Origin of the sequence: Gaiella sp. (genome assembly GCF_035710885.1) — a bacterium.
Lineage (GTDB): Bacteria > Actinomycetota > Thermoleophilia > Gaiellales > Gaiellaceae > Gaiella.
In genome coordinates this window covers 13,899-38,988 of sequence record NZ_DASTCS010000048.1, presented here as the reverse complement: position 1 = coordinate 38,988, position 25,090 = coordinate 13,899, and the positions used below count along the sequence as shown (strand labels likewise).

At 71.4% G+C, this 25,090-nt stretch carries 24 protein-coding genes and 5 tRNA genes; 22 read left to right on the top strand and 7 right to left on the bottom strand.

Features of this window, described 5'->3' with window-relative positions:
• Nucleotides 1–5 precede the first annotated feature (5 nt).
• Entirely contained in the window at nt 6–671 is a 666-nt protein-coding gene (locus VFO26_RS11680) for a M15 family metallopeptidase (RefSeq protein ID WP_325115157.1), read from the top strand.
• Nucleotides 611–2,668, top strand: coding sequence for a hypothetical protein (locus VFO26_RS11675; RefSeq protein ID WP_325115156.1), 2,058 nt, complete (start codon nt 611–613; stop codon nt 2,666–2,668). Before VFO26_RS11680 ends, VFO26_RS11675 begins: the two co-directional genes overlap by 61 nt.
• Before the next feature lie 31 nt (nt 2,669–2,699).
• Here the strand turns inward: VFO26_RS11675 and VFO26_RS11670 are convergent.
• Nucleotides 2,700–2,772 (bottom strand) — tRNA-Gly (locus VFO26_RS11670).
• 19 nt (nt 2,773–2,791) lie between these two features.
• Between VFO26_RS11670 and VFO26_RS11665 the strand changes: the two genes are divergently transcribed.
• The 6 genes from VFO26_RS11665 to VFO26_RS11640 all read left to right on the top strand — a co-directional run bounded on the left by VFO26_RS11665 (nt 2,792) and on the right by VFO26_RS11640 (nt 8,708).
• Nucleotides 2,792–3,538, top strand: coding sequence for a cytochrome c oxidase assembly protein (locus VFO26_RS11665; RefSeq protein WP_325115155.1), 747 nt, complete (start codon nt 2,792–2,794; stop codon nt 3,536–3,538).
• Nucleotides 3,539–3,543: 5 nt separating this feature from the next.
• Nucleotides 3,544–5,073, top strand: a complete 1,530-nt coding sequence (locus VFO26_RS11660; protein WP_325115154.1) for an alkaline phosphatase D family protein — start codon at nt 3,544–3,546, stop codon at nt 5,071–5,073.
• 22 nt (nt 5,074–5,095) lie between these two features.
• Complete coding sequence (locus VFO26_RS11655; RefSeq protein WP_325115153.1) at nt 5,096–6,334, top strand: MFS transporter; 1,239 nt, start codon at nt 5,096–5,098, stop codon at nt 6,332–6,334.
• A 146-nt stretch (nt 6,335–6,480) separates the two neighbouring features.
• Nucleotides 6,481–6,553 (top strand) — tRNA-Arg (locus VFO26_RS11650).
• A 287-nt stretch (nt 6,554–6,840) separates the two neighbouring features.
• Nucleotides 6,841–7,575, top strand: coding sequence for a class I SAM-dependent methyltransferase (locus VFO26_RS11645; RefSeq protein ID WP_325115152.1), 735 nt, complete (start codon nt 6,841–6,843; stop codon nt 7,573–7,575).
• Between the two features lie 236 nt (nt 7,576–7,811).
• On the top strand, nt 7,812–8,708 hold the full coding sequence (locus VFO26_RS11640; RefSeq protein ID WP_325115151.1) for an NAD(P)-dependent oxidoreductase: 897 nt from the start codon (nt 7,812–7,814) through the stop codon (nt 8,706–8,708).
• Here the strand turns inward: VFO26_RS11640 and VFO26_RS11635 are convergent.
• Nucleotides 8,653–10,038: an FAD-dependent oxidoreductase gene (locus VFO26_RS11635; RefSeq protein WP_325115150.1), complete on the bottom strand. Its 1,386-nt coding sequence runs from the start codon at nt 10,036–10,038 to the stop codon at nt 8,653–8,655. The genes VFO26_RS11640 and VFO26_RS11635 overlap by 56 nt on opposite strands.
• A gap of 99 nt (nt 10,039–10,137) precedes the next feature.
• On the opposite strand from VFO26_RS11635, the gene VFO26_RS11630 reads away from it, so the two are divergent.
• Both VFO26_RS11630 and VFO26_RS11625 read left to right on the top strand, forming a co-directional pair.
• Nucleotides 10,138–10,210 (top strand) — tRNA-His (locus VFO26_RS11630).
• Nucleotides 10,211–10,243: 33 nt separating this feature from the next.
• Nucleotides 10,244–10,315, top strand: a tRNA-Arg gene (locus VFO26_RS11625).
• Between the two features lie 410 nt (nt 10,316–10,725).
• On the opposite strand, the gene VFO26_RS11620 is transcribed toward VFO26_RS11625, so the two are convergent.
• The 4 genes from VFO26_RS11620 to VFO26_RS11605 all read right to left on the bottom strand — a co-directional run bounded on the left by VFO26_RS11620 (nt 10,726) and on the right by VFO26_RS11605 (nt 12,895).
• Nucleotides 10,726–11,202, bottom strand: a complete 477-nt coding sequence (locus tag VFO26_RS11620; RefSeq protein ID WP_325115148.1) for an SRPBCC domain-containing protein — start codon at nt 11,200–11,202, stop codon at nt 10,726–10,728.
• Nucleotides 11,199–11,552: a metalloregulator ArsR/SmtB family transcription factor gene (locus tag VFO26_RS11615; RefSeq protein WP_325115147.1), complete on the bottom strand. Its 354-nt coding sequence runs from the start codon at nt 11,550–11,552 to the stop codon at nt 11,199–11,201. Before VFO26_RS11615 ends, VFO26_RS11620 begins: the two co-directional genes overlap by 4 nt.
• Nucleotides 11,553–12,125: 573 nt before the next feature.
• Complete coding sequence (locus tag VFO26_RS11610) at nt 12,126–12,518, bottom strand: nuclear transport factor 2 family protein (protein WP_325115146.1); 393 nt, start codon at nt 12,516–12,518, stop codon at nt 12,126–12,128.
• Between the two features lie 185 nt (nt 12,519–12,703).
• The gene (locus VFO26_RS11605) at nt 12,704–12,895 is read right to left on the bottom strand and encodes a hypothetical protein (RefSeq protein WP_325115145.1); all 192 of its coding nucleotides are present in this window, start codon (nt 12,893–12,895) and stop codon (nt 12,704–12,706) included.
• A 77-nt stretch (nt 12,896–12,972) separates the two neighbouring features.
• Here VFO26_RS11605 and VFO26_RS11600 point away from each other — a divergent pair, with 77 nt between their 5' ends.
• Nucleotides 12,973–13,206: a hypothetical protein gene (locus VFO26_RS11600; protein WP_325115144.1), complete on the top strand. Its 234-nt coding sequence runs from the start codon at nt 12,973–12,975 to the stop codon at nt 13,204–13,206.
• 121 nt (nt 13,207–13,327) lie between these two features.
• On the opposite strand, the gene VFO26_RS11595 is transcribed toward VFO26_RS11600, so the two are convergent.
• A tRNA-Leu gene (locus VFO26_RS11595) sits at nt 13,328–13,411 on the bottom strand.
• 231 nt (nt 13,412–13,642) lie between these two features.
• Here VFO26_RS11595 and tig point away from each other — a divergent pair.
• The 11 genes from tig (at nt 13,643) to VFO26_RS11540 (ending at nt 25,058) form a co-directional block, all read left to right on the top strand.
• On the top strand, nt 13,643–14,998 hold the full coding sequence (gene tig / locus VFO26_RS11590) for a trigger factor (RefSeq protein ID WP_325115143.1): 1,356 nt from the start codon (nt 13,643–13,645) through the stop codon (nt 14,996–14,998).
• A gap of 86 nt (nt 14,999–15,084) precedes the next feature.
• The gene (gene clpP, locus VFO26_RS11585) at nt 15,085–15,669 is read left to right on the top strand and encodes an ATP-dependent Clp endopeptidase proteolytic subunit ClpP (protein WP_325115142.1); all 585 of its coding nucleotides are present in this window, start codon (nt 15,085–15,087) and stop codon (nt 15,667–15,669) included.
• Between the two features lie 59 nt (nt 15,670–15,728).
• Complete coding sequence (clpX, locus tag VFO26_RS11580; RefSeq protein ID WP_325115141.1) at nt 15,729–17,003, top strand: ATP-dependent Clp protease ATP-binding subunit ClpX; 1,275 nt, start codon at nt 15,729–15,731, stop codon at nt 17,001–17,003.
• A gap of 67 nt (nt 17,004–17,070) precedes the next feature.
• On the top strand, nt 17,071–17,499 hold the full coding sequence (locus VFO26_RS11575) for a PaaI family thioesterase (RefSeq protein WP_325115140.1): 429 nt from the start codon (nt 17,071–17,073) through the stop codon (nt 17,497–17,499).
• 291 nt (nt 17,500–17,790) lie between these two features.
• Entirely contained in the window at nt 17,791–20,205 is a 2,415-nt protein-coding gene (locus VFO26_RS11570) for a valine--tRNA ligase (RefSeq protein ID WP_325115139.1), read from the top strand.
• A gap of 40 nt (nt 20,206–20,245) precedes the next feature.
• The gene (locus tag VFO26_RS11565; RefSeq protein ID WP_325115138.1) at nt 20,246–21,340 is read left to right on the top strand and encodes a bifunctional folylpolyglutamate synthase/dihydrofolate synthase; all 1,095 of its coding nucleotides are present in this window, start codon (nt 20,246–20,248) and stop codon (nt 21,338–21,340) included.
• Nucleotides 21,341–21,463: 123 nt separating this feature from the next.
• Nucleotides 21,464–21,976, top strand: coding sequence for a zinc ribbon domain-containing protein (locus VFO26_RS11560; RefSeq protein ID WP_325115137.1), 513 nt, complete (start codon nt 21,464–21,466; stop codon nt 21,974–21,976).
• Nucleotides 21,977–22,001: 25 nt separating this feature from the next.
• Nucleotides 22,002–22,418 (top strand): nucleoside-diphosphate kinase, encoded by a 417-nt coding sequence (gene ndk, locus VFO26_RS11555; RefSeq protein WP_325115136.1) that lies wholly within the window; start codon nt 22,002–22,004, stop codon nt 22,416–22,418.
• Between the two features lie 90 nt (nt 22,419–22,508).
• Entirely contained in the window at nt 22,509–23,276 is a 768-nt protein-coding gene (locus tag VFO26_RS11550; RefSeq protein WP_325115135.1) for a class I SAM-dependent methyltransferase, read from the top strand.
• Nucleotides 23,273–23,848 (top strand): nucleoside triphosphate pyrophosphatase, encoded by a 576-nt coding sequence (locus VFO26_RS11545; RefSeq protein ID WP_325115134.1) that lies wholly within the window; start codon nt 23,273–23,275, stop codon nt 23,846–23,848. Before VFO26_RS11550 ends, VFO26_RS11545 begins: the two co-directional genes overlap by 4 nt.
• 157 nt (nt 23,849–24,005) lie before the next feature.
• Nucleotides 24,006–25,058, top strand: coding sequence for a rod shape-determining protein (locus VFO26_RS11540; RefSeq protein WP_325115133.1), 1,053 nt, complete (start codon nt 24,006–24,008; stop codon nt 25,056–25,058).
• Nucleotides 25,059–25,090: the final 32 nt, after the last annotated feature.

Sequence of the window (25,090 nt, the reverse complement as noted above, 5' to 3'; positions counted from 1 at the left end):
CTCGGATGGGTCGTGCTCTCCCCGTGCTGGTGACGGCCGTCGTTGCGGCGCTCGCCACCACCGCGATCGGGTCTGCCGCGTCCGCGCGCGAGCCGTCCTTTCGCGGGACGGTCGCGCCGCTGCCGGCCGCGCTGCGCGCCTCGATGACCGGCGTGTCCTGGCGACCCGGCTGCCCGGTGGGGCTCGACGACCTTCGGCTCGTACGCGCGAGTCACTGGGGCTTCGGGGGTCGGGTGAAGACCGGGCGCATCGTCGTCCACCGTGACGTCTCCCGCGACGTGGTCGCGGTGTTGCAGCGCCTCTACGCCGCCGGGTTCCCGATCCGGCGCATGGTTCCCGTCGACGCGTACGGCGGCAGCGACTTCCGCTCCATCGAGGCGGACAACACCTCCGCCTTCAACTGCCGCTACGTCGACGGCACGACGAGCTGGTCGGAGCATGCCTACGGCCGGGCGATCGACCTCAACCCGATCGAGAACCCGTACGTCACGTCCGGCGGCACGACCTCGCACCGCGCGAGCGCCCGGTTTCTCCGGCGCACCCCCTACCGCGCAGGGATGGCCGTCGAGGGCGGTGTCGTCGTGCGCGCCTTCGCAGCGGTGGGCTGGTCGTGGGGCGGTCGCTGGTCGGGCGCCAGGGACTACCAGCACTTCTCCGCGAGCGGACGGTGATCGGCGCCCTCGCGCTCGGCGCCGGGGCGATGCTCCTGGCGGTCGGAGCCGTGCGCCTGTCGGCCCTGTTGCGGCCGAACGGCACCGCCTCCTTTCTCCTGGGGGCGTATGTCGCGGCCTGGCTGCAGCTCGTCGTCGTCCTGTGGGCGCTGTCCGTCTTCGGCTGGGTGACGAGGTGGGGCCTGCTCGCCGGCCTTGCGCTCGTGTGCGGCGCGCTCCTGCTCGACACACGGGGATGGAGCGACGTCGGCGTCCGTCTGCGGGACGGAGCGGGCGCGCTGCGCGGCGCTCTCGCGGACCCCGCCTGCGCGCTCCTGGGCGTCGCCGTCGTCGCCGGGCTCGGCTACGCGGTCGCGCTCGGCCTCGGCACGCCGCAGAACGACTTCGACACGATCTTCGACCACCTGTGGCGTGCGGGGCTGTGGCGGCAGAACCAGGCGGTCGGGTACCCGGAGTGCGCATGCGCGCCGTACGTCAACGCGTATCCACCCCACGGCGAGATGGGCGTTCTGGCGACGATGGTGCTCGGCGGCTCGGACCGCTACGTGGGCCTCGTCCAGGCGTCCGCGTTCGTCGCGCTCGCGATCGGCGTGATCGGGGCCGGGCGCGCGATCGGGCTGGGCCGCTCCGAGGCGCTTCTCGGCGGGCTCCTCGTGGCGACGCTTCCCGTGATCGCGCTGCAGGCGTCCACGGCGCAGAACGACCTCGTCGCCGCGTCGTTCCTCGTCGCGGCGGTCGTCCTGCTCATCGACCGCGGGCGCGCGATGCCCTGGCTCGCCGGCGCCGCGACGGCGCTCGCCGTGGGGACGAAGGTGACCGCCGTGATCGGGATCCCCGTACTGGTCGTCGTCGCGCTCCTCGCCTCACCCACGCGCCGCGGCCAAAGGCTCGCAGCGGTGCTGGTGGGCGCGGCAGCGGGTGCGTACTGGTACGTCGGCAACTGGTGGCAGGCGGGAAGCTGGGACGCCGGGTTCCCCTACGAGACCGTCGAGCCGGGGGTCGTGGCGGCCGTCGCCCGCGGGCTGCGGTCCGCTGCTCAGCTCGTGGAGCTCCCCGGCGCGGTGGGCCGCGACCGCTGGCTCTACGGCGTCAGCGCCGCGCTGCTGCTCGCCGGCCTCGTGGCGGTCGTGTCGCGTCGGCGCGGCCGTCCCGCGCTCGGGCTCGGTGCGCTCGCGGCGCTGATCGCCGTTCTGCCCGTGCTCACCCCGGACGTGCGCCGCTATGTCGACGAGGCGTACCTCGAGCTCTGGCGGGCCGTCGGGCGGGACGACCTCGCCGTCTCGATCGGGCGGGACATCACCCGCTCCGCCTCGAACGTCACGTGGTACGGCCCCCTCGGCGCGCTCCTGCTCGTGGCGGGGCTCGTCGGCGCGGCGGTCGCGGCCCGGCGCGGCGCGATCCACCCGTTGGGAGTGGTGTTCGCCCTCGCGCCGGTGTACTGGATCGCGGCGCTCGCCGTCGTCCTCTTCTACCAGGACGCGGCGGGCCGGTTCCTGATGGCCCCGGTGGCGCTCGCCGGCGCGACGTGGGGACTGGCGGCGCGTGCGCGGCCCCTCGCGTGGGGGCTCGTCGGTATCGCGGTGACGGCGCTCGTGCTGGCGGTGCTGAACGACACGAAGCGGCCGTCGGGCCTGCCGCTGCTCGAGCGGCCGGCGCCCGCGAGCCACTGGTCGACCCCGCGGTGGCAGGCGCAGGGGAGCGAGGTGCACGTCCCCGACCTGATCCGCTTCGTCGACGAGCGCGTGCCCGAGAACGCGCGCATCGGCTTGGCGATCACGCCGAGCGACCCCGGCTACGTCTTCTTCGGGCCGGCGCTCGACCGGAGGCTCGACCTGCTCCGCGCGGGCGCTCGCGATGCTCCGAGCGCGGCGTGGGCCTTCGTGAGCCCGGCCGGGAGGTCCTCGCTCGCGCCGCGGCTATGCCCGGCATGGCAGCGCGAGGCCGCGCGGCCGTCCGGCTGGGAGGTGTACCGGCGCGCCCCTGGGCGCTCCTGCTGAAGCAGATCGGAGGCGGGACGCCGAGTGGTGAAGCGGGCGACCGGGCTCGAACCGGCGACATTCAGCTTGGAAGGCTGACGCTCTACCAACTGAGCTACACCCGCGTGGAAGTAGCGTAGCGCCGTGCCACCCGACGCATGGTCGTGGAGCGCGGAAGCTCTGGTGCCGGTCGCGCTCGCCGCCGTCTACCTCACCGCGACGCGTCGGTCCCGCCGACCCTGGCGGACAGCGGCGTCCGTCGCCGGTTGCGGCCTGCTCGTGGCGGTGCTCGTCACGCCGCTCGACACGCTGGCGCGCGAGTACCTCGTCTGGGCGCATCTGCTCCAGAACGTGGTGCTCGCGGAATGGGCCCCGCTCCTGCTCGTGCTCGGCATTCCCCCCGACCTCGCCGGGCGGCTCTCTCGCCGTCGTGCCGTCGCGCTCCTGACGCACCCGCTCGTGGCGCTTCCGCTCTGGGTGGCGACCTACGCCGCCTGGCACGTGCCGGCGCTCTACGACGCCGCGCTCCGCCACCAGCACAGCCTCCTGCCCCTCGAGCACGCGACCTACGTCGTCTCCGGAATCCTCTTCTGGTGGTGCGTCTGGCAGGACGCACCGCACAGGCTCTCGTCCCCCGCCCGGGCCGGATACGTCTTCGCGGCGTTCCTCCTCTCGGCGCCCCTGGGGCTGGTGCTCGCGCTCGTCCCCAGCCCTTTGTACGAGTTCTATGCCGATGCAGCCGAGCGTGTCTGGGGGCTCTCGCGCCTCGAGGACCAACAGCTCGGCGGGATGACGATGGCGGGAGAGCAGTCGATCGTCTTCTTCGTCGTCTTCGCGCTGTGGTTCACGCGCTTCCTCTCCGAGCAGGAGCGTCTCGAGGAAGTAGCGTGAGCGGGGTGAGCGTGCATCGCGGTTCGGCTGCCCTCGCAGCCCTCGCACTCGCCGCCGCGGCGGCCGCCGTCGCGACCGCCGCGGCGCCGCCGGGATTCCGCTACGGAGTCGCAGCGGGCGAGATGACGTCGAGGTCGGCACGGCTCTGGACACGCGCTCCGCGAGCGGGAGCCGTTCTCCTCACGGTCGCCGTGGCCGACGGCTCGAGCGCAAGAGCCAGAGCGTTCGTCGTCCGCGCCACCGCGGCGCGCGACCTCACGGTGCAGCGCACCGTCGCTGGGCTGCGCCCCGGGACGGTGTACCGCTACCGCTTCTCCCAGCGTGACCGGGCGAGCCCGATCGGCTTCTTCCGGACTGCTCCCGCACCGGGGGCCTCGGCGACGGTCCGATTCGCGATCACGGGTGACGCGGACGCCACACCCGGCCCGAACGGGAAGCCCGGGTTCAACGGCTTCGAGACGTACCGCGCGATGGCGCGGGCGCACAACGACTTCAACATCAACTTCGGCGACACCATCTACTCCGACTCCGAGATCGGCGGCGCTCCGATCGCGCGCACGGTCGCACGGAAACGCGCCAAGTACCTGCTCGGGCTCGCCCTTGCCCCGCTCCGTCAGCTGCGTGCGTCGGCGGGCCTGTACAGCGGTTGGGACGATCACGAGTTCGTCAACGACTTCTCGCGCGCGGAGCACGGCACCGCGATCTACCGCGCCGGCGCGCGTGCGTTCCTCGAGTACACGCCCGCCTCGTACACGGCCCGAACGGGCCTCTACAGGAGCTTCCGGTGGGGCAGGAACCTCGAGCTCTTCTTTCTCGACGGGCGGAGCTTCCGAAGCGCAAAAGCCACGGCCGTCTGCGGCGGGGACATCGCGCCTACGGCGCCCACGGCCGTTCGCCAGGCGTTCGCGACGCTCGCCCCGACGCTGGCGCGGCCGGTCCCACAGGCGTGCCTCGACTCTCTCGCCTCGCCGCAGCGGACCCTGCTGGGCGCGGCCCAGCTCGACGCGTTCACGAAGGCGCTCCGGGCGTCGACCGCGACGTTCAAGGTGGTCGTCAACCCCGAGCCGCTGATGCAGCTCTACGCGCTCCCGTACGACCGCTGGGAGGGGTATGCGGCCGACCGGGCCCGCGTCCTCGACGCGCTGCAGGCGGTGCGGAACGTCGTCGTCCTGACGACCGACACGCACGCCCACCTGGTCGGGGAGATCAGGCGGGAGACCTTCGGCCCGCAGGGGCCCCAGGGGACGGGGATCTGGGAGGTGGTCACAGGCCCCGTGGCGACGAACACGTACGCGAAGGAGATCGACTCGTTCCTCGGCGCGCCCGGCTTCGGCGCCGTCGTGACGGGCGCGTTCTTCAAGCCGGCACCGCCACGCGGGCTCGGGCTTCTCTGCGCGCAGACGGACCAGTACGGGTACGCGCAGGTCACGGTGACGCGGGCGACGCTCACCGTGCAGCCGAGGACCGCCTCCGGTGGCGTCGTGGTCGACGCGTCCGGGGGCCGCTGCGCCCCGCTCGTCGTCCGCGCGTCGTGAGCACGGGCCCGAGACAGGCGCGGTGAGCGGGAGGAAGCACTTCAGGGAGCTGCTCGGGCTCCCGCACGCGAAGGCGATGGTCGCCTGGTCGCTCCTCGGCCGGCTTCCGCTCGGGATGACGCCGATCGCGCTGCTCTTCCTCGTCCGCGGAGAGGGTCACGGATACGGCGCTGCGGGGATCGTCGTCGCCCTGCACGCCGTCGCGGTGGGGATCGGCGCGCCGATCGCCGGACGACACGTCGACCGGGCCGGCCCGGCCCCGGTACTGCGCATGCGCGCGATCGCCTATCCCGCGCTCATCGGCGCCGTCGTCGTTCTCGCCGTGCTGGACGCGAGCATCGTCGCCGTCGGCGCCGCTGCGGCCCTTGCCGGACTGGCGCTCCCGCCCCTCTCGTCGACGGTACGGATCGTGTGGCCGCGGATCGCACCGGGCGGCCTCCGCTCGAGCGCCTACGCGCTCGAGGCCTCGCTCCAGGAAATCTTCTTCGTCGGCGGTCCGCTGCTCGCCGCCGGCCTGGCAGCGGTCGAGCCTGCGGCGGCCGTCGCGGCGGTGGGCATCGCCAGCTGCGTCGGCACCAGCGCGACCGCGCGTCTCCCGCCCGTCCGGACCACGCCGGCCTCCCGTGCGACCGGCGCGGGCCTGCTCGGCGCTCTCGGGTCGCCCGGGGTCCGGACCGTCGTGCTCTACGCGGCTGCGATCGGCGTCGGGTTCGGCGCGGTCGAGCTCGCGATGCCGGCCTTCGCGGAAGACCGCGGCGCGCGCGAGCTGGGCGGCATCGCGCTCGCGTGCTTCTCGGCGGGAAGCCTCCTGGGCGGCCTCGCGGCGGGGATGCGTCCGCCGCGCAGCGACCTGCGCCGGTTCATCGGGGGTGGGGTCGTGCTCGCCGCTGCGCTGCTCGGGCTGCAGCTCGCAGTCTCGATGCCGACGCTCTACGTCCTCTCGTTCCTGGCCGGGCTGCCGATCGCCCCCACGATCGGAGCCCTCTACGCGCTCATCGACCGCTCCGCGAGGGCGGGGACGGCGGCGGAGGCGTTCGCCTGGTTCGGCACGGCAGTATCGATGGGGATTGCCACGGGCTCGGCGACGGGAGGCGCGCTCGTCGACGAGCGCGGCGTGCGCTGGGCGTTCGGCTTCGGCGCGGCGGCCGCCTTCGCCGGCGCGTTTCTCGCATGGGTCCGGCGCGGCACGCTGCGGGCATCGTCTCCGGTGGGTGCCGAGGAAGCCGAACCGGCATCGACGCTGCTCACCGAGCGCACGTAGAGGGAACCCTGGTTGCCCGGTGCGCTCCGTCCGCCGGCGGCGACGCGCAGCGCGCGTTGTCGGGCGGCCGGGGAATTGAATCGCCCTCCGGCCGCCGGTCTCGCGTGTCCACCGAGGGCCCGAACCAGTGTCTACGCTCCCTCCGAGCGCCCGTAGCTCAGGGGACAGAGCGGCGGACTTCTAATCCGCGGGTCGGAGGTTCGAATCCTCCCGGGCGCATCCGGATCCATCGGACTGGGGAGCCCTTTTCCCGCGCGCATGGCGGCGGCAACCGAGACGCGCAACAAGCGCGTTCGAGCGCTTCCGGACTGCGCCGACATCCCTGGGCGCGAGCTTCGACGACCTGGAGTGCCCGCGTGAGGACGTGACCTGCCTCACCCCCCAAACGGCTCGGCGCCCTGCATCTGCAGCCTTGGGCCGACGGGTGCTCTCCGCGCTTGGAACAACGCTCACGGGGTGATATGCCACGCATCGCGGCGGCGTCCGGCCTCCGTCGGGAATCGGTGATGGCAGACGATCCGTACTACCGGCGTGATCTCGCCCTCGTCCACCACCTCGGTTTCGGGTTCCACGCCGACGCATGTGCGCCCGGCATCCTGGCGTTGCTCGAGCCGGTGCGCACGCGAGGCGGTGTGGTCGTCGAGCTCGGGTGCGGGAGCGGGCTGCTCACGCGCCACCTCGTCGACGCCGGGCATCACGTGATCGCGACCGATGCGTCTCCGGCAATGCTCGCCCTCGCGCGGCAGACCGCCCCCGATGCGCATTCCGTGCTGCAGGTCGTCTTGCCCGACGATCCGATTCCCGACGCTGATGCGATCGTCGGTGTCGGCCACGTGCTCAACTACCTCCCCGACGAAGCATCGGTGGATCGAGCGCTGGTCGACATCGCGGGCGCGTTGCACCCCGGCGGCGTGCTGGCAATCGACCTCTGCGACCTCCACTGGGGTGAGGCGCGGCGCGACGCGGCCGGCGCGGGGAGGATGGGCGACGGCTGGGCGATCGTCACCGAGTTCTCCGTGCCCCGTCGCGACCGGTTCGTGCGGCAGATCGCGACGTTCTTGCGAAACGCCGACGGCTCGTGGCGTCGCGACGACGAACGGCACGACAACGTGTTGATCGACACGGCACGCGTCCCGGGCCTTCTCGCGGAGCATGGCGTCGAGGCGACGGTCGACGCGTCGTTCGGCAGCGAGCGACTCCCCGCCGGTCTCTACGCAATCAAAGGACGCCGTGCGGCTTGAAGGCGGCCGTCGGGTCGGTGAGGTCCGGACGAGTGCAGTTCGCTCGGTTGTCGTGCGACCACCGCTGAAAGGGGGACGGTGGTGATGTCGGGCTGACCTAGGGGATCCTGACCCCCCGAGGTCGAGACGTCTCGGCGTCGGCGAGTTCTACGAGAGGCTGCCGGCGGCGAGATCATCCTCACCCGACCGGTACCCGCCGCCGGACGCGCGGTCGAGTGCCGAAGTACGCTCGTGCCGTGCTCGTCGGCCTGGTCGGATCCGGTGCGATGGGGAGCGCGCTCGGCGCCCGGCTCCGTCAGGGTGGGGCGCGCGCCCTCGTCGCGCTCGACGGAAGGAGCGAACGCTCGAGGCAGCTCGCACGCGACGCCGGGCTGGAGAACGTTGGCACGCTCGTGGCGCTCCTCTCCCGGGCGGACGTCGTGCTCTCCGTCGTGCCGCCGAAGTCGGCCGAGGAGGTCGCCGCCCGCATCGCGGAGGCGACCGGGGATGCGCAGCCGCTCATCGCAGACCTCAACGCGATCGCGCCCGCCGCCGCCCGACGCGTCGCTGCAGTGCTCGCCGAGGGCGGGCTCGACATGGTCGACGGATCGATCTCGGGGCCGCCGCCGCGCGCGTCAGGGACGACGCGGGTCTACCTCTCCGGCCCGCGAGCCGCGGAGATCGCGGCGCTGCCCTTCGACGGGGTGGATCGGGTCGTGGTGAGCGACGTCGTCGGTGCCGCCTCGGCCGTGAAGATGTGCACGGCGTCGGTCTACAAGGGCCATGTCGCCCTCCTCACGCAGGCACTACGAGCCGCCGAGGCGCACGGTGTCGTCGACCACGTGCTGGGCGATCTGGCCGGGACGGGGCTGGCCGATCCGACCCGCACGGGCGCGACGCTCGCCAGGGCGTCGGCGAAGGCATGGCGATACGTCGCCGAGATGGAGGAGATTGCCGACACGCAGGCGGCCGCCGGCCTCACCCCCGAGCTCTTCCGCGCGCTCGCGTCCGTCTACGCCGAGCTGGCGGGGCGAGCCGTCGCGGCCGCGCCGGAGGACGTGCCTGACGACATGCCGCTCGTGGACGTCCTCCGGCGTCTCAGCGAGGAAGCCGAAGGCCCAGCCGGCGCGGCATTCCCGCCACGAGCCGGATGAGAAAGGAGGCGCGGCCCCCGGCATCGTCCGCGCGATCGGAGCGGACGAGGGCGGACCTGATCAGCGAGCCTCCCGCCCAGCGGAACGGCTCGGGCGGCATGAGCTTGCGCTCCGGCTCGACGAGCGCGAGCCGCGTGAGCCCGTCCCGACGGTCGAGCGCGAGCCGCGCGAGGATCTCTCCGCCGAGGTAGGACGGCCCCACGCCGTTCCCGGTGAAGCCGAAGCCGTGGTGTACGCGACCGCGGGTGCCGAAGATCGGCACGTGGGTGGGGGAGACGTCGATCGGGCCGCCCCACGCGTGGGTGACGCGGCGCCCGCGGAGCTGCGGGAAGAACCGGTAGAGGTCGTCGCGCGCCGTCCTGACGGCGTCGGGGTCCATCTCCAGGCGCGACAGGCGGCGACCCCCGAAACCCATCCGCCCGCCGCCCCAGCCGAACGCGATCCGCCCGTCGCGCGTCGTGCGCGTGTAGTGGAGCAGCGTGCGCCCGTCCGCGATCGGCTCGCCGCCCGTCCAGCCGAGCTCGTCGATGACCTCCGGCACGGGCTCCGTCACGACCATGTGACTCGACGCAACGGCGTGCGCGAGCCGGAAGCCCGGGAAGCCGGCGGTCGCGCTGTTCACCGCGAGCACGGCAGTGCCCGCGCGAACCGAGCCGCCGGGGGTCGTGGCGACGGCCTCGGCCGTGAGGCGGCGCGCCGTCGTCCGTTCGAAGAGGCGCACACCGACGTCCAGGGAACGTGCACGGAGCCCGAGCGAGAGACGTGCGGGATGGACGGTGGCGGAGGTCCGCAGGACAGCACCTCCGAGGAAGCCGGCGTCGCAGCGTGCGCGGACCTCTTCGGCCGACGCTGGACGCACCTCGTCCGGGACACCGAGCGCTGCACAGGCCTCGATCGCATCGTCGAACGAGTGGAGCTGCGCCTCGCTCGTCGCGACGTAGATCGTCGGCGCGGCCCGGTACCACGCGTCGACGTCCTCGTTCTCGCACCACTCTCCGATCCCGCGCACGCCGCGCTCGGAGGCTCGCGCGACCTCGAGCGCTCGCGGAGCTCCAACCCGGTCGCGCAGGATCGGCAGGTCGTCCCAGAGCGTCGAGACGAAGCCACCGTTCCGTCCGCTCGGCCCGTGCCCGGCGAGACCTGCCTCGAGCACGACCACGTCGATCCCCGGCTCGAGCGCCTTCAGGTGCCAGGCTGTCCAGAGGCCGAGGTAGCCCGCGCCGACGACGACCACGTCCGCCGTCGTGTCACCCTCGAGCGGCCTGGTCGCCTCGACCGGCCCGGCCTCCTCGAGCCACCAGCCGTAGCGCGTGTGCCGCACCCCTTCCACCACGCGCGAGCGTAGTGCAGGCAGAAGCCCGCCTCGGCATGGAGGCCGGCCGCGGCCGGTGTGCCCCCGGGCAAGCGGCTATCCTGCGTCTCCCGCGCGGTGGCGGTAGCTCAGCTGGTAGAGCCCCGGGTTGTGGTCCCGGTGGTCGCGGGTTCGAGTCCCGTCCGCCACCTCTCCGACGCTCGCGTCTACGATCGAACCCACCGGCCCCGTAGCTCAGCGGATAGAGCGGCAGGCTTCGAACCTGCGTGCGGAGGTTCGACTCCTCCCGGGGCCATTTCGCCCAGTGTCCATCCGCCACCCGCATGGCGCCCAGGGTCATTCGTCCGAGAAGTGCGGAAATCGCGGTTCCGTGCGGCCCCCGGTGCGGCCCTCGGAACGAGCCACCCGAGCGGCCTGGCTCCCGGAGCTGCCTGACCCTTCGGGACATCTCGACAAGGCGACGATCCGGTGCGAGCGTTTAGCTCGGGCCGGGCGTCCCGCGAAGCGTCGGCGCGTGACGGCGTTCGGATCGTCCGCCCGGCCCGCGCAGCTCCCGCGCCGCCAGTATGACCCGTAGTCGGACGCTCCATCGGGCGTTTGCACGTTCGGCAACCTCGAGACCGACCATGTAGACATGGCGATTGACTGGGCCAAGATCCAGCCCAGCTCGATGGCCACCGCCGCCGCGCCCCTGTTCCGGCTGAGCTAGAGCAGGGCGTCCATCTGGCCGACGGCCTGGCGCAGGCCCTCCTCCATGCCCATCTTCAGCATCTCCTCCATCTGCTCGAGGGAGGGGAACTGGTCGAACAGCTCCATGCGCGTGCCGCCCTCGTGCTCGAACAGACGCATCCGCAACTGCCCGGTCTTGTCGGTGAGCGGCTTCCCGTCGGCGTCGCCGAAGCCGTCCTCGATCGTCAACCCGCGCGGGGCGTCGACCGTGCCGATGCGCCACCAGCCATGGTGCTTGTCCCCCTCGGGGCTGGTCATGTAGTACGTGACCAGCGCTCCCGGGGTGAGATCGTGCTCGACGAACGTCGCCGGGTACCCCGGCGGGCCCCACCAGCGCTCGAGCTTGCGCGGGTCCGCCCACAGCTCCCAGACCGCCTCGACCGGCGCGGCGAAGTCGGCAGTGAGGGTGAGGGTGAGCGCCTCGGTGTCCTTTTCGATGGTGGTGACGGTCATCGGGGATCTCCTTGGGTGTTCGGGGTGTCCAACAGGTCGGCCATGCGGTCGGCACGCTCGCGCCAGGTGGCCTCGAGCGCGTCCAACGCCCGCCGGGCGCGAGCGACGGCGACGGGATCGGTGCGGACGAGCTGCTCGCGGCCGTTGCGCGCCTTCGTCACGAGACCGGCGCGTTCGAGCACCGCCACGTGCTTCTGCACGGCGGCGAAGCTCATGTCGTAGCCGTCGGCCAGGCGCGAGACCGACAGCTGGCCATCGGCCGCGCGGCGCAGCAGGTCGCGGCGCGTGGCGTCGGCCAGGGCGTGGAACACGCGGTCGATCTCAGCCTCGATCAGCTCATCTACAACCATCTGGTTGTACGTTAGCACGCCGAGCTAGATTCGTCCACGCCATGTGTGGGATCGCCGCCATCGTGCGAGCCTACGTTGCCAAAGTAGAATCCAGAGTGAAGCCATGCCGTACACACGCAGGAGGCGGTCGCCCGAGCCAGCACCGCGTGTCCCGGCGACGACGGCGATGCTGACCGCCGAGGCGTTCGAGACATGCGTTCGTCGGTTGGGCCAGTGAACGTCTCCAGGCACGCAGCCCGAGGTCGCACCGTGGCCGTCGCGGCCCTGAGGCCCGTTCGAGATCGCTGAGCGATGAGTACGACACGAACGTCAAGTCCAACAGTTCACGTAGCCGAGCGACACAGACCAAAGGAGACTCGAACATGCCGCGCTACCTGATCTCGTTCGACGACGGATCGATGGACCACATCCCCGAGGAGGACTGGCCGATGGTCGGTGAGGCGTCGCACGCAGTGGTCCGGGAGATCAAGCAGGCGGGGGCGTGGATCTTCGGCGCCCGGAGGCAGCCGGTGGGTCGCCGGGAGTCGTGCCGGATGTCGCACGCAGCCTCGCGCGGAGGCGCGACGCGTGTCTCTACTCGGCCAGCGCTTCCATCAGCGGCGACGGGTCGTAGTACACGTCGATCGCAGTTATGGAGCCGTCGGCGCCGATCCGCCAGCTGTCGATGCCGTCACAGCTCGCCGTGTTGCCTGCGTGTGTTTCGGCAGTGAAGGTCCATCGAGCCCCGACGCCGTGGTCGGTCTCGAACACCTCGCGTGTCGTGAACTCCATGCTCTTGAGCGCAGAGAAGACCTGGGAGAGAGAGGCGCGGAAGGTGTCGGGCGACATCGGCGGCTGCCCTGGGTAGTGGACGACGGCGTCGGGCGAGAGGCGCGACAACGCACGCTCGGCATCGAGACTCCTGAGGCCCTCCAGATACGTGGCGACCGCGTCCTGCGTCGTGGACCGTTGGATCGTCTGGGACATGCCCGTCTCCTTTCTGGCTGTCAGCCGTATGGAGCGTGGCACGGAAGGGAGGTTGTGTCATGAGGAGAATCACCCATTTGCGCGCAGAAGTTCCGGGGGCCAGGCCTGACCCACGCCTGGCTGGGTCGGATCCACGTCAGTGCCGCCGCGCGAAACGCCGCTTACCGGGAAGCCGATGACCCTGCTCAGTCGGGCGACCGCATCAGAGCCGCGAGGTAGGCGATCGCCGCCGCGACTGCGAGCGACACCTGGAGGGTCCGCCAGCCGGTGCTCGCGGGCGCGAGGAAGCCGGTCGCGGCCGAGGCGACGACGAGCGCCACCGCGACGCGGCCGAGCACGCCCAGGCGACGGCGGTACCAGGGCACCCGCTCGCGCATGCCCCGCAGCCTGCCAGGACAGCCGAACGAGGTCATCGGGCGTGATGTCCGTCCGGACCGGGTCCTACGCTCCGGCCATGACCGTGGGAATCGTCGTCTTCGGGCTCGTGTTCCTCGCCGGGCTCGCGATCGGGACGAGGACACGCCGCCCTCTGGCCGTCGCCTGCGTCGTGGTCGGCGCGTTCTGTGCGCTGCTCGTGATCCAGTCGAACGAGCCGTTCGTCGCCTTCGCGTCGTTCGCGCTCATCGTGCTCTCGGGGCTGGTCGTCGACTCGGTTCGCGAGACGGTGGGGCTCTTGCTCGGCCGCTAGCCGCGTCAGCGCTGGGGTCGATTCAGGCCGCGGAAGGGGCCGCCTCGGTGGTCTGCCCGCCGGAGGCTGATCTGCCGTGATCGCGATCTGCCCATGCGGACCCGCTTCCGCGGAGGGACAGTGCGGGCGAGAGGGATCGAACCTCCAAGGGCCGAAGCCCACCGGGACCTAAACCCGGCGCGTCTGCCAATTCCGCCACGCCCGCGCGCTCGGAGCGTAGCGCCGCATGGGGATGGGGTTGCGGCGGCTCGCCGCTGCCTGCAGGGGGTGGCCCCGCCGGGAGGCGGGGGATCCGCCTTGCTGAGAGTGGAGCACCGAACCTCACCGGCAAACCCGGAGCGTCTGCCGTGCCGCCACGCCCGCGCCGACCGAGCGTAGCGCTACGACGGGTGCGCATCCCGGCGGCGTCCCGCACGTCAACTGCTTGAATCAGGACATGGCCCAGGTGGAGGAGCTCGGCGGCAACCGCGTCCGCCTCACGGTCGACGTCTCGCCGCACGAGCTCGAGCACGCCGTCGAGCACGCCGCCTCCGACCTCGCCGGCTCGGTCAAGATCCCCGGCTTCCGCAAGGGAAAGGTGCCGCGGCAGGTGCTGCTCGCCAACGTCGGCCGCGACCGCCTCTGGGTCGAGGCCGTCGAGTCGCACATCGGCGGCTGGTTCTGGAACGCCGCCGCGCAGTCGCGCCTGCGGCCGGTCGCGACGCCCGAGTACGACTTCGAGCTTCCCGCGAACGAGAAGGAGCCGTGGAAGTTCAGCGCGACGGTCGAGGTGCAACCGACGCCGGAGATCGTCGACTGGACGACCCTCGAGGTGCCCCGGGCGGAGGCCGTCGTGCCCGAGGAGCTCGTCCAGGCGGAGCTGGATGCGCTGAGAAGCTCCATCGCGGAGCTCGTGCCCGCCGACCACCGTCCCGCCAGTGAGGGCGACACGGTCGTGGTCGACCTGGCCGGCGCCGACGGCGAGGGCCAGTCGGACACCGTCGTCGAGCTCGGCACCGGCCGGCTCGTCCCGGAGATCGAGTCCGCGATCGTCGGCGCGAGCATCGGTGACAAGCGAACGGTGCGCTACGAGCTCCAGGACGGGTCCGAGACGACCGTCGACGTGACCGTCAAGCACGTCAACGAGAAGGTGCTCCCGGAGGCCGACGACGAACTGGCCCGATCGGCCAGCGAGTTCGACACGCTCGCCGACCTGCGAGCCGATATCGAGGGGCGGGTGCGGGCCGCCGTCGAGGAGCAGATCGACAGCGCGTTCCGAGCCGCGGCGGTGGACGAGCTGGTGCGCGCCTCCAACGTCCAGGGCGCAGGCCCGCTCGTCGAGGCGCGAGCCCGCGAGCTCCTGAACGGCTTCGTTCGCTCGCTTGCGAACAGGGGCGTCTCCCCCGAGGCGTACTTCGAGGCCACGGGTCAGTCGCCCGAGCTGCTCACGGCGCAGATCCGCGCCGAGGCGTCGCAGTCCGTAGCGCGGGAGCTGGCGCTCGAGGCGGTCGCGCAGAAGGCGGGCATCGTGGTCTCCGACGACGAGGTCAAGGACCTGATTCGCGAGCAGGCCGCGGCCTCCGGGGACGACCCGGAGGACGTGATCGAGGACATCTGGGCGCACGGGCACCAGGAATCGCTCCGTGAGGACCTCCGGCTGCGCGCCGCGCTCGACCGGCTCGCCTCCGAGGTGAAGCCGATCGCGCCGGAGGCCCATGCCGCGCGCGAGGCGATCTGGACGCCGGACAAGGAGAAGCCCGCCGGCGAGACGAAGTTGTGGACCCCCGGCGATCCCGTTCCGCAGGATCGCTGACGAAGGAGACCGAGAAAGGACGCGATGGTCGCGACGGAACGATTGAGCTCCTCCAGCCGGTGCCCGACCGGAGGGCGGGAAACGGCATGAGCCCCCTGATCCCGATGGTGATCGAGCAGACGTCCCGCGGAGAGCGGTCGTTCGACATCTACTCACGCCTGCTCAACGAGCGGATCATCTTCCTCGGCACACAGGTGGACGACCAGATCGCGAACCTCATCATCGCCCAGCTCCTGCATCTCGAGTCCGAGGACCCGGACAAGGACATCAACATCTACATCAACTCCCCCGGAGGGTCGGTCTACTCGGGGCTCGCGATCTACGACACGATCCAGTTCATCAAGCCCGACGTCGCGACGACGTGCGTCGGGATCGCGATGAGCATGGGCGCGCTGCTTCTCGCGGGCGGCGCCGAAGGGAAGCGGACGGCGCTGCCGAACTCGAAGATCCTCATCCACCAGGTGTGGGGCGGCTACCAGGGCCAGGCAAGCGACATCGAGATCCATGCAAGGGAGACAATCGCTCTCAAGCGCAAGCTGGAGGAGATCATGGCCCACCACACGGGCCAGGACGTCGACAAGGTGCGCACGGACATGGACCGCGACTACTTCATGACCGCCGAGGAAGCGACCGAGTACGGGATCATCGACCGCGTGATCGTCCACCGCTGAGCCCGGCAGCGTCCGACCGGGTAGCCGAACTCGCAAAATCGGAGTAAAAGAGGAGACCAGTGGCCCGAGCGAGCGAGGGGAACGAGCAGCTGCTCTGCAGCTTCTGCGGGAAGAGCCAGCGTCAGGTGAAGAAGCTGATCGCGGGTCCCGGCGTCTACATCTGCGACGAGTGCATCGATCTCTGCAACGAGATCATCGACGAGGAGCTCACCACTCCCGCGACGCTCGACCTCGACAACCTTCCGCGGCCCCGGGACATCTACTCGGTGCTCAACGACTACGTCGTCTCCCAGGAGGAGGCCAAGCGGACGCTCGCGGTGGCGGTCTACAACCACTACAAGCGCGTCCGCATGGGCCAGACCGACGAGGCCGACGTCGAGCTGCAGAAGTCGAACATCCTGCTCCTCGGGCCGACCGGCTGCGGCAAGACGCTGCTTGCGCAGACGCTCGCGCGGATCCTCAATGTCCCCTTCGCGATCGCGGACGCGACCGCGCTCACCGAGGCCGGCTACGTCGGCGAGGACGTCGAGAACATCCTCCTCAAGCTGATCCAGGCCGCCGATTTCGACATCAAGAAGGCCGAGACGGGGATCATCTACATCGACGAGGTCGACAAGATCGCGCGCAAGGCGGACAACCCGTCGATCACGCGCGACGTGTCGGGCGAGGGCGTCCAGCAGGCCCTCCTGAAGATCCTCGAGGGGACGGTCGCGTCGGTGCCGCCCCAGGGCGGGCGCAAGCACCCGCACCAGGAGTTCCTCACGATCGACACGACGAACGTCCTCTTCATCTGCGGAGGCGCGTTCGCCGGGCTCGACAAGATCATCGCCCGGAGGATCGGGAAGAACGCCGTCGGCTTCGGCGCCGAGGTGCGCTCGAAGCATGCGGAGGAGTCGGCCGAGATGCTGTCGCAGGTGATGCCGGAGGACCTGATGAACTTCGGCCTGATCCCGGAGTTCATCGGCCGACTGCCCGTCGTGTCGGCCGTCCACCAGCTTCGGCGCGACGACCTCGTCCGGATCCTCACCGAGCCGAAGAACGCGCTCGTGCGCCAGTACCAGCGGTTCTTCGGCTACGACACGATCGAGCTCGTGTTCACCGACGACGCGCTGTGGGAGATCGCCGACCGCGCGCTCGAGCGCGAGACCGGCGCGCGCGGGCTTCGCTCGATCATCGAGGGCGCGCTGCTCGACGTGATGTTCGAGCTCCCGTCCCGGCGCGACGTGTCGAAGTGCGTGATCACGCGCGAGACGATCTCGCGGGGCCTCAACCCGACGCTCGTGACGCACGGTGTCCCCGACGAGCTCGGGGCAGTCGCCGACGGAACCGCCTGAGCTCCACTCCGTGACGGAGTCGCGGTCTCGCACCTTCACGTGGTCCGATCCGGGCGAGGCGCTGGCCATGGCGGCCGGGCTCCCGGGGCTCGAGTTCCTGCGGCGCATGCTCTCCGGCGAGATTCCGTATCCGCCGATCGCCGAGCTGATGGGGATGCGGCTCGTCGAGGTCGAGAAGAGCCGTGTGGTCTGGGAGGCGGTGCCGGGCGAGGAGCATTACAACCCGATCGGGACCGTGCACGCGGGCTTTGCGACCACCCTGCTGGACTCCGCGATGGGGACGGCGTTCGTGTCGCTGTCCGAGGCCGGCAAGCGCTGGACGACGCTCGAGCTGAAGGCGAACTTCACGCGGTCGATCACCGCCGAGACCGGGCCCGTGCGCTGCACTGCCACGGTCGTGCACGGCGGTCGGACCGTGGTGACCACCGAGGCCCGCCTCGAGGACCGCCAGGGGAGGCTGCTCGCCCATGCCACGAGCACGATCCTCGTCCTCTAGCGGTGGGGGACATGTTTCGCCCACCAGCCCCCTTCTTCAGCGAAGTTCACTGGCGATCCGAGCGTGGCCTCTCGGCCGGCAAAGCCGGCCTTCGGCCGCAACAGCTTGCGCATGCGTGGACCCTCCAAACCCCGGTGTCGGACTTCAGTCCGACAGCTGCTTCGTTGGCTAGCCTGAGGCGATGACCGCGGCGCCGAGGAGACCCCGCTCGTTCCCCGTAGCCGGGCGGCGCACGCGCGGGCGCTAGCCGAGCCCGAAGCGCCGCGTCGAGCCTCCTTACACTCCGCCGCGATGGACTCGCTCTACAACCCCACGGCCGTCGAGAGCCGCTGGCAGGAGACCTGGGAGGCGGAGGGCCTCTACGCGGCCGGCGCGGGCCGCCGGCGAGACGACTCGTTCGTGATCTGCGTGCCGCCCCCGAACGTCACGGGCGAGCTCCACATGGGGCACGCGCTGAACGGCTCGATCCAGGACGTGCTGATCCGCTGGCACCGCATGCGTGGCTTCGACACGCTGTGGCAGCCCGGGTACGACCATGCCGGCATCTCCACGCAGAACGTGATCGAGAAGCAGCTCGTGGCCGAGGGCACCTCGCGCCGGGAGATCGGCCGCGAGGCGTTCCTCGAGCGAACGTGGCGCTGGCTCGACGAGACGGGCAAGACGATCATGGGGCAGTACCGCCGTCTCGGCGCTTCGCTCGACTATGCGCGCGAGCGCTTCACGATGGACGACGGGTACGTCGAGGCGGTCATGACGTTCTTCGTCCGCCTCTGGGACGCGGGCTGGATCTACCGCGAGAACCGGATCGTCAACTGGTGCCCGCACCACCAGACGGCGATCTCGGATCTCGAGGTCGAGCACGTGGAGATGGACGACACGCTCGTGACCGTCCGCTACCCGTTCGCCGAGGGGGAGGGCGGGATCTCGGTCGCGACCGTGCGCCCGGCGACGATCCTCGCCGACGTCGCGGTTGCGGTCCACCCCGACGACCCTCGCTACCGGGATGCGGTCGGGCGCGAGGTCGTCGTGCCGGTGGTCGAGCGCCGCGTGCCCGTGATCGCGGACGCGCGCGTCGATCCGGAGTTCGGCACGGGTGCGCTCAAGATCACGCCCGGCCACGACCCCACGGACTTCGAGATCGGCCGCGACCACGGGCTGGAGGTGCTCACGGTGATCGGCCCGGACGGGCTCATGACCGCCCCCGGCTTCGAGGGCCTCGATCAGCGCGCCGCGGACGCCCGGGTCGTCGAGTGGCTCGAGGAACGCGCGCAGCTCGAGGGGCACGAGCCGTACCGCCATTCCGTGGGGACCTGCGAGCGTTGCCACTCCCGCATCGAGCCGCTCGTCTCGCCGCAGTGGTGGTGCCGGATGGACGAGCTGGGCCGGCCTGCGATCGAGGCGCTCCGCGAGCGCAAGGTTCGCTTCCACCCGGAGAGCCAGCACCGCTTCGCGATCGAGTCGCTCGAGCAGGCGCCGGACTGGTGTGTCTCCCGCCAGCTCTGGTGGGGCCACCAGATCCCGATCTGGACGTGCCCGGACGGCCACCGCACCTGCACGTGGCCGCCCCCCGACGCATGCTCGGAGTGCGGGTCCGGCCGCCTCGAGCGCGACCCCGACGTGCTGGACACCTGGTTCAGCTCCGCGCTCTGGCCGTTCGCGACGCTCGGCTGGCCGGGGCCGACCGACGAGCTGGAGCGGTACTACCCGGGTGACGTCAACGTCACCGCCCGCGAGATCATCCGGCTCTGGGAGAACCGGATGATCTTCTCGGGCCTGTTCCTCCTGGGTGAGATCCCGTTCACCGACGTGATCATCACCTCGACCGTTCTCGCTGCCGACGGGCGCCGGATGTCCAAGAGCCTGGGCACCGGGGTCGACCCGATGGAGCCCATCGAGGGTCACGGCGCGGACGCCACCCGCTACGGCCTGCTCAAGATCTCCTCCACCCAGGACGTGCGCTACTCGCTCGGTGCCATCGAGGAAGGGCGCAAGCTCGCCAACAAGCTGTGGAACGTCGCGCGCCTGATCCTCCAGCAGACGGAGGGCTCGACCCCGGAGGCCCGGCCGAGGACGCTCGAGGAGCGATGGATCCTCGCGCGGCTCGACGCGGCCCGGGCCGAGGTGGAGGACGACTGGGCGCGCTTCGACTTCTCGGCCGCGACGGGCGTCCTCTATCACCTCACCTTCGACGACTTCTGCGACTGGTACGCCGAGGCGGTCAAGCCACCCCTCTACGACGGTGACGCCGACTGCCGGGCGACGGCGCTCCGGGCGCTCGAGCTCCTCCTCGCTCTCCTCCATCCGCTGCTGCCCCACGTGACGGAGGAGATCTGGTCGCACCTGCCGGCCCGCGAGGGCCGCCTGATCGTCTCCGCCTGGCCGGAGCCCGACCCGACCGAGGCGGAGGCCCTGGACGCGCTCGACCGCGTGCAGGAGGCGGCCCAGGTCTTCCGCCGGAGTGGTGTGCAGGTCGAGCTCGAAAGCGACGAGGAGCGGCGCATCTTCGCCGCCGTCGTCCGCCCCGAGCGCGCCCGGGCCGCCGGCGACGTCGAGTCGGAGCTCGCGCGGCTCCGGAAGGAGATCGAGCGAGCCGAGCGGATGCTCGCGAACGAGCGGTTCGTCGCGAACGCCCCGCCCGAGGTCGTCGACGGTGAGCGGGCGAAGCTCGAGCGCTACCGACGCGAGCTGGAGCTCCTGGGCGCCTAGTGCGTCCTCCGGCCGCACTCGGCGCCTAGAACGGCGGCCCATGACGAACGTCGACTGGCTCGAGAGCCTTTCGCCCTGGCCCCGGGAAGGATTCGGCACCGACCGTATGCGCGCGCTCCTCGCGCAGCTCCGCGATCCCCAGGCGGGCCTCCCGGCCGTGCACGTCGTCGGCACGAACGGCAAGTCGACGACGACGCGGATGGTCGAGGAGCTGCTCACGGCCGGCGGCGTGCGAGCGGGGGCATACCTGTCGCCGCACGTCCGCTCGTGGGCGGAGCGCGTCCGGGTGGCCGGTGCCGAGGCCGACCTCGAGGCTGCCCTCCACGTCGTCCGCCCGCCCGCCGAGCGGCTCGAGGCGACGCAGTTCGAGGTGCTCACCGCTGCCGCGTTCGTCGCGTTCCGGGACGCCGCTGTCGAGGCGGCGGCGGTCGAAGCCGGTCTCGGGGGCCGACACGACGCGACGAACGTCCTCGACGCGACGCGGGTCGTGGTGCTCACGAACGTCTCGCTCGAGCACACGGACGTGCTGGGCGCGACGCGGGAGGCGATCGCCGCCGAGAAGCTCGCGGTCGTCCGCCCAGGGTGCACGGTCGTCGTCGGCGAGCCCGAATGGGAGGGTCCCGCGCGGGCGGCAGGCGCCGGAGAGGTGATCGTCGAGCCCGGCGGCTCACCCGCGCTCGCGGTCGCCGCCGCGCGCGCGTTCCTGGGGAGGGAGCCCGATGCGTCCGCGCTCGAGGGCGTGTCGCTGGCGGGACGGCTGGAGCGGCGATCGGGCGAGATCCGTGACGGGGCGCACAACCCCGAAGGCGTCCGGTGGCTCGTGGAGCATCTGCCCCGCGACGACTATACGGTCATGGCGTCGATCCTCGCCGACAAGGACGTGGACGGGATGCTCGAGGGGCTCGCAGGCGTGGGGAGGCGGTTCGTTGCGTGCCGTTCATCGAGCCCGCGCGCGCTGCCGCCGTCCGAGCTCGGCGATCGCGCCCGCCCGCTGTTCGACGTGGTCGAGGTGCGGGACGACCCCCACGACGCGCTGGCCGTCGCGCATGCGCTCGGCGAGCCCGTGCTGGTCACGGGGTCGCTCTACCTGCTCACCGACCTCGAGGCCGGCTCCGGCGCGGGGGGGCGACCGTGACCAGGGCCGGCGAGCGGTTGACGGTGCTCGCCTTCGCCGCCGTCGTCCTGCTCCTGATCGTGGGAACCGCGTTTGCCGTCGGGTATATCCTCGGAAAGCTCCTCCTCTGACGTAGGGGTTGCCGTGTTCTTCGCCGCAGACAGCTTCTTCGACTCGGACGCGTGGAACGTCGCGCAGAACCTCGGGTTGTTCCTCGGCCTCGTGTTCTGGGCCGCGACGGTCTACTGGGTCTACAAGGACGCCCGCCGCCGCATCGAGGATCCGTGGCTGGTGGCGATCGCGACCCTGCTCGGCGCGATCCCGCCGTTCCTCGGCCCGTTGATCTACATGCTGTTCCGGCCGCCCGAGTACCTCGAGGACGTCCGTGAGCGCGAGCTCGAGATCCTCGCGATCGAGGAGCAGCTGGCGGAGCGGGATCTCCGCTGCCCCGTCTGCCGCGGCACGGTCGATCCCTCGTTCCTCGTCTGCCCCGTCTGCACGACGCGCCTCAAGCAGGCGTGCGAGGCGTGCGGCTCGCCCCTCGAGCCGATCTGGCAGGTCTGCCCGTACTGCGCCACGCCGGTACCGCCCGGCATCGTGACGGGCGAGGAGGTCCTCCAGCCGCTGCGCCTCCGCCGCTCCCGCCGCGCCGACTGAGCGGCGCCGTCTACGCTTCCCCGCCATGGCGGTCGAGACCACGCTCGTGCTCGTGAAGCCGGACGGCGTCCGGCGGGGCCTGTGCGGCGAGATCGTCGCGCGCTTCGAGCGACGCGGCTACGAGCTGCGGGCGGCCCGCCTCCTCAGGGTCTCGAAGCCCCTTGCGCGCGAGCACTACGCGGAGCACCGCGGCAAGCCCTTCTTCGCCGACCTCGTCGACTTCATCACCTCGGGGGCCGTCCTCGCGCTCGCCGTGCGCGGGGAGGACGCGATCGCCGGTGTCCGCGGGCTGATGGGCGCCACGAACCCCGCCGACTCTGCCCCGGGGACGATCCGCGGGGATCTCGCGACGCTCCTCTCGGAGAACGTCGTGCACGGCTCCGACTCGCGGAAGAGCGCGCGTCGCGAGCTCCAGCTGTTCTTCCCCGACGGGCTCGTCTGACGCCGGAGCGTGCGCGACGCGTCGGGCGGAGCCCGGCCTCGACGCGCGCTCGGACGCCGGCCGCCGATTCCCGCTCACTACGATCTCGATGTGAGCGGCCTCTCGGACGACGCCCTGCGCAACCGCGACGGCTGGACGAAGGCGAACGTGGACTACACCGACGCCCAGGCGAGCGAGGCGTGGTCGCGGGTGGAGATCACGTGGGGCGTCTTCGGCGTGCCGGAGGCCTCCCTCGCGAGCCTGGGTGAGGTGGACGGCCTCGACGTCGTGGAGCTCGGCTGTGGGACCGCCTACGTCTCCGCCTGGCTCGCGCGCCGGGGCGCAAGACCGGTCGGCGTGGACGTCACACCCGCGCAGCTCGAGACGGCCCGTCGGTGCCAGGCGGAGCACGGTCTTGCCTTCCCACTCGTGGAGGCGAGCGCGGAGGACGTGCCCCTTCCGTCGGAGAGCTTCGATCTCGCGGTCTCCGAGTACGGCGCGAGCATCTGGTGCGACCCACACCGATGGTTGCCGGAGGCGCATCGGCTGCTCCGTCCCGGCGGTCGCCTGTGGTTCCTCCGGAACAGCACGCTCTCGATCCTCTGCATGCCCGACGATGGGCCGCCGGGCGAGAAGCTGCTTCGCCCGCAGCGCGGGCTCGGGCGCCTGGCGTGGCCGGGCGACGAAGGCGTCGAATGGCAACTTCCCCACGGGGAGCTCTTCCGGCTCCTCCGCAGAACCGGCTTCGACGTGGTCGACCTCGTGGAGCTCTACCCGCCCGACGACGCCGTGGCCCACGAGTACTACGACGCGTTCTCGCTCGAGTGGTCGCGACGGTGGCCGTCGGAGGAGATCTGGGTCGCGACGAAGAGCCGGTGAGGCCGACGCTGGTCCTCGCCTCGACGTCGCCGCAGCGGCGGACGATCCTCGAGCAGCTCCGGATCCCCTTCGTCGTCGAGGCGCCGGTCTACGAGGAGCACGACCCGCCGGACGCGGACCCGGTCGACCTCGTGCGGGCGCACGCCGTCGGTAAGGCCCGCTCCGTGCACCAGATGGGCAACATGACACTCGGAATCGACACGACCGTGCACTCCGGGGGCCGCGTCTACGGCAAGGCGGCCGATGCCGAGCAAGCGGGCGCGATGCTGCGTGAGCTCTCGGGCCGCACGCACACCGTCCTCTCCGGCATCTGCCTGATCACACCGGAGGACGAGGCGGTGGAGCACGCCGAGACGCTCGTCACGTTCCGGTCGCTGGACGAGGCTCTTGTCGCCGGGTACCTCACCGGCGGCGAGTGGCGGGGCCGCGCCGGTGCGTACGCGATCCAGGGCCTCGGCGGCCGCTTCGTGGAGCGGATCGAGGGCGACTACCTGAACGTCGTCGGCCTCCCGGGCGCCCTCCTCGTCGCGATGCTCGAACGGTTGGCACCGACGCTTCTTCGCAACACGTAGCACCGGCCTCGCCCGACCTCGTCGTCGGAAAGGTGAGCCGTCGCGGCGAACGGCGATCGGTCGGCCTGCAGGCCAGGATCGCTGCGACGTTAAACCGAAGGAGGAACTCGCGGGAGACCAGGGGTTCCCGCACGCCGAAGCTACACTCAGCCGACCGATGGGCGTCTTTCGTTCGATGACGGGCTTCGGCGGCCGAGACATGGCCGTGGACCTGGGCACGGCCAACACGCTGGTGTACGTCCGCGGCCGCGGGATCGTGCTCTCCGAGCCGTCGGTCGTCGCGATCGACCAGCGGACCGGCGACGTGCACGCGGTGGGCGTCGAGGCGAAGCGGATGCTGGGCCGGACACCCGGCTCGATCTCCGCGATCCGCCCCCTGAAGGACGGCGTCATCGCGGACTTCGACGTCACGGAGCAGATGCTGCGCCACTTCATCCAGAAGGTGCACCAGCACCGGTTCGCGCACCCGCGGGTCGTCGTCTGCGTCCCCTCCGGCGTCACCGGTGTCGAGAAGCGCGCGGTCGAGGAGGCGACGCTCTCCGCCGGCGCGCGCCAGGCCTACCTGATCGAGGAGCCGATGGCCGCCGCGATCGGAGCCGGCCTCCCGGTCGCGGAGCCCACCGGGAACATGATCGTGGACATCGGCGGCGGCACGACCGAGGTGGCCGTCATCTCGCTCGGAGGGATCGTCGTCTCGCAGTCGCTGAGGGTGGGCGGGGACGAGATGGACGAGGCGATCGTCAACCACATCAAGAAGGACTACAAGCTGCTCGTCGGCCAGCAGACCGCCGAGGAGATCAAGCTCGAGATCGGCTCGGCGCACCCGATGGCCGAGGAGATCCAGGCCGAGGTGAGAGGGCGCGACATGCTGACCGGTCTCCCGAAGACCGTGATCATCACCTCGGAGGAGATCCGGCGCGCGCTCGACGAGCCCGTCTCGCAGATCGTCGACGCGATCAAGTCGACGCTCGACAAGACACCGCCCGAGCTCGCGGCCGACATCATGGACCGCGGCATCGTGCTCGCCGGCGGCGGGGCGTTGCTGCAAGGCCTCGACCAGCGGCTCCGACACGAGACGCAGATGCCCGTGCACCTCGCCGAGAGCCCGCTCACGTGCGTCGCGGTCGGCTCGGGCAGGAGCCTCGAGGAGTTCGAGGCGATCCACCGCTTGAACCGCAGTCGCGCCAGGCGCAACGGCAGCAGACGGTAGCGGCTTCGCTCGCGCCGTCGCGGCGACCGCGG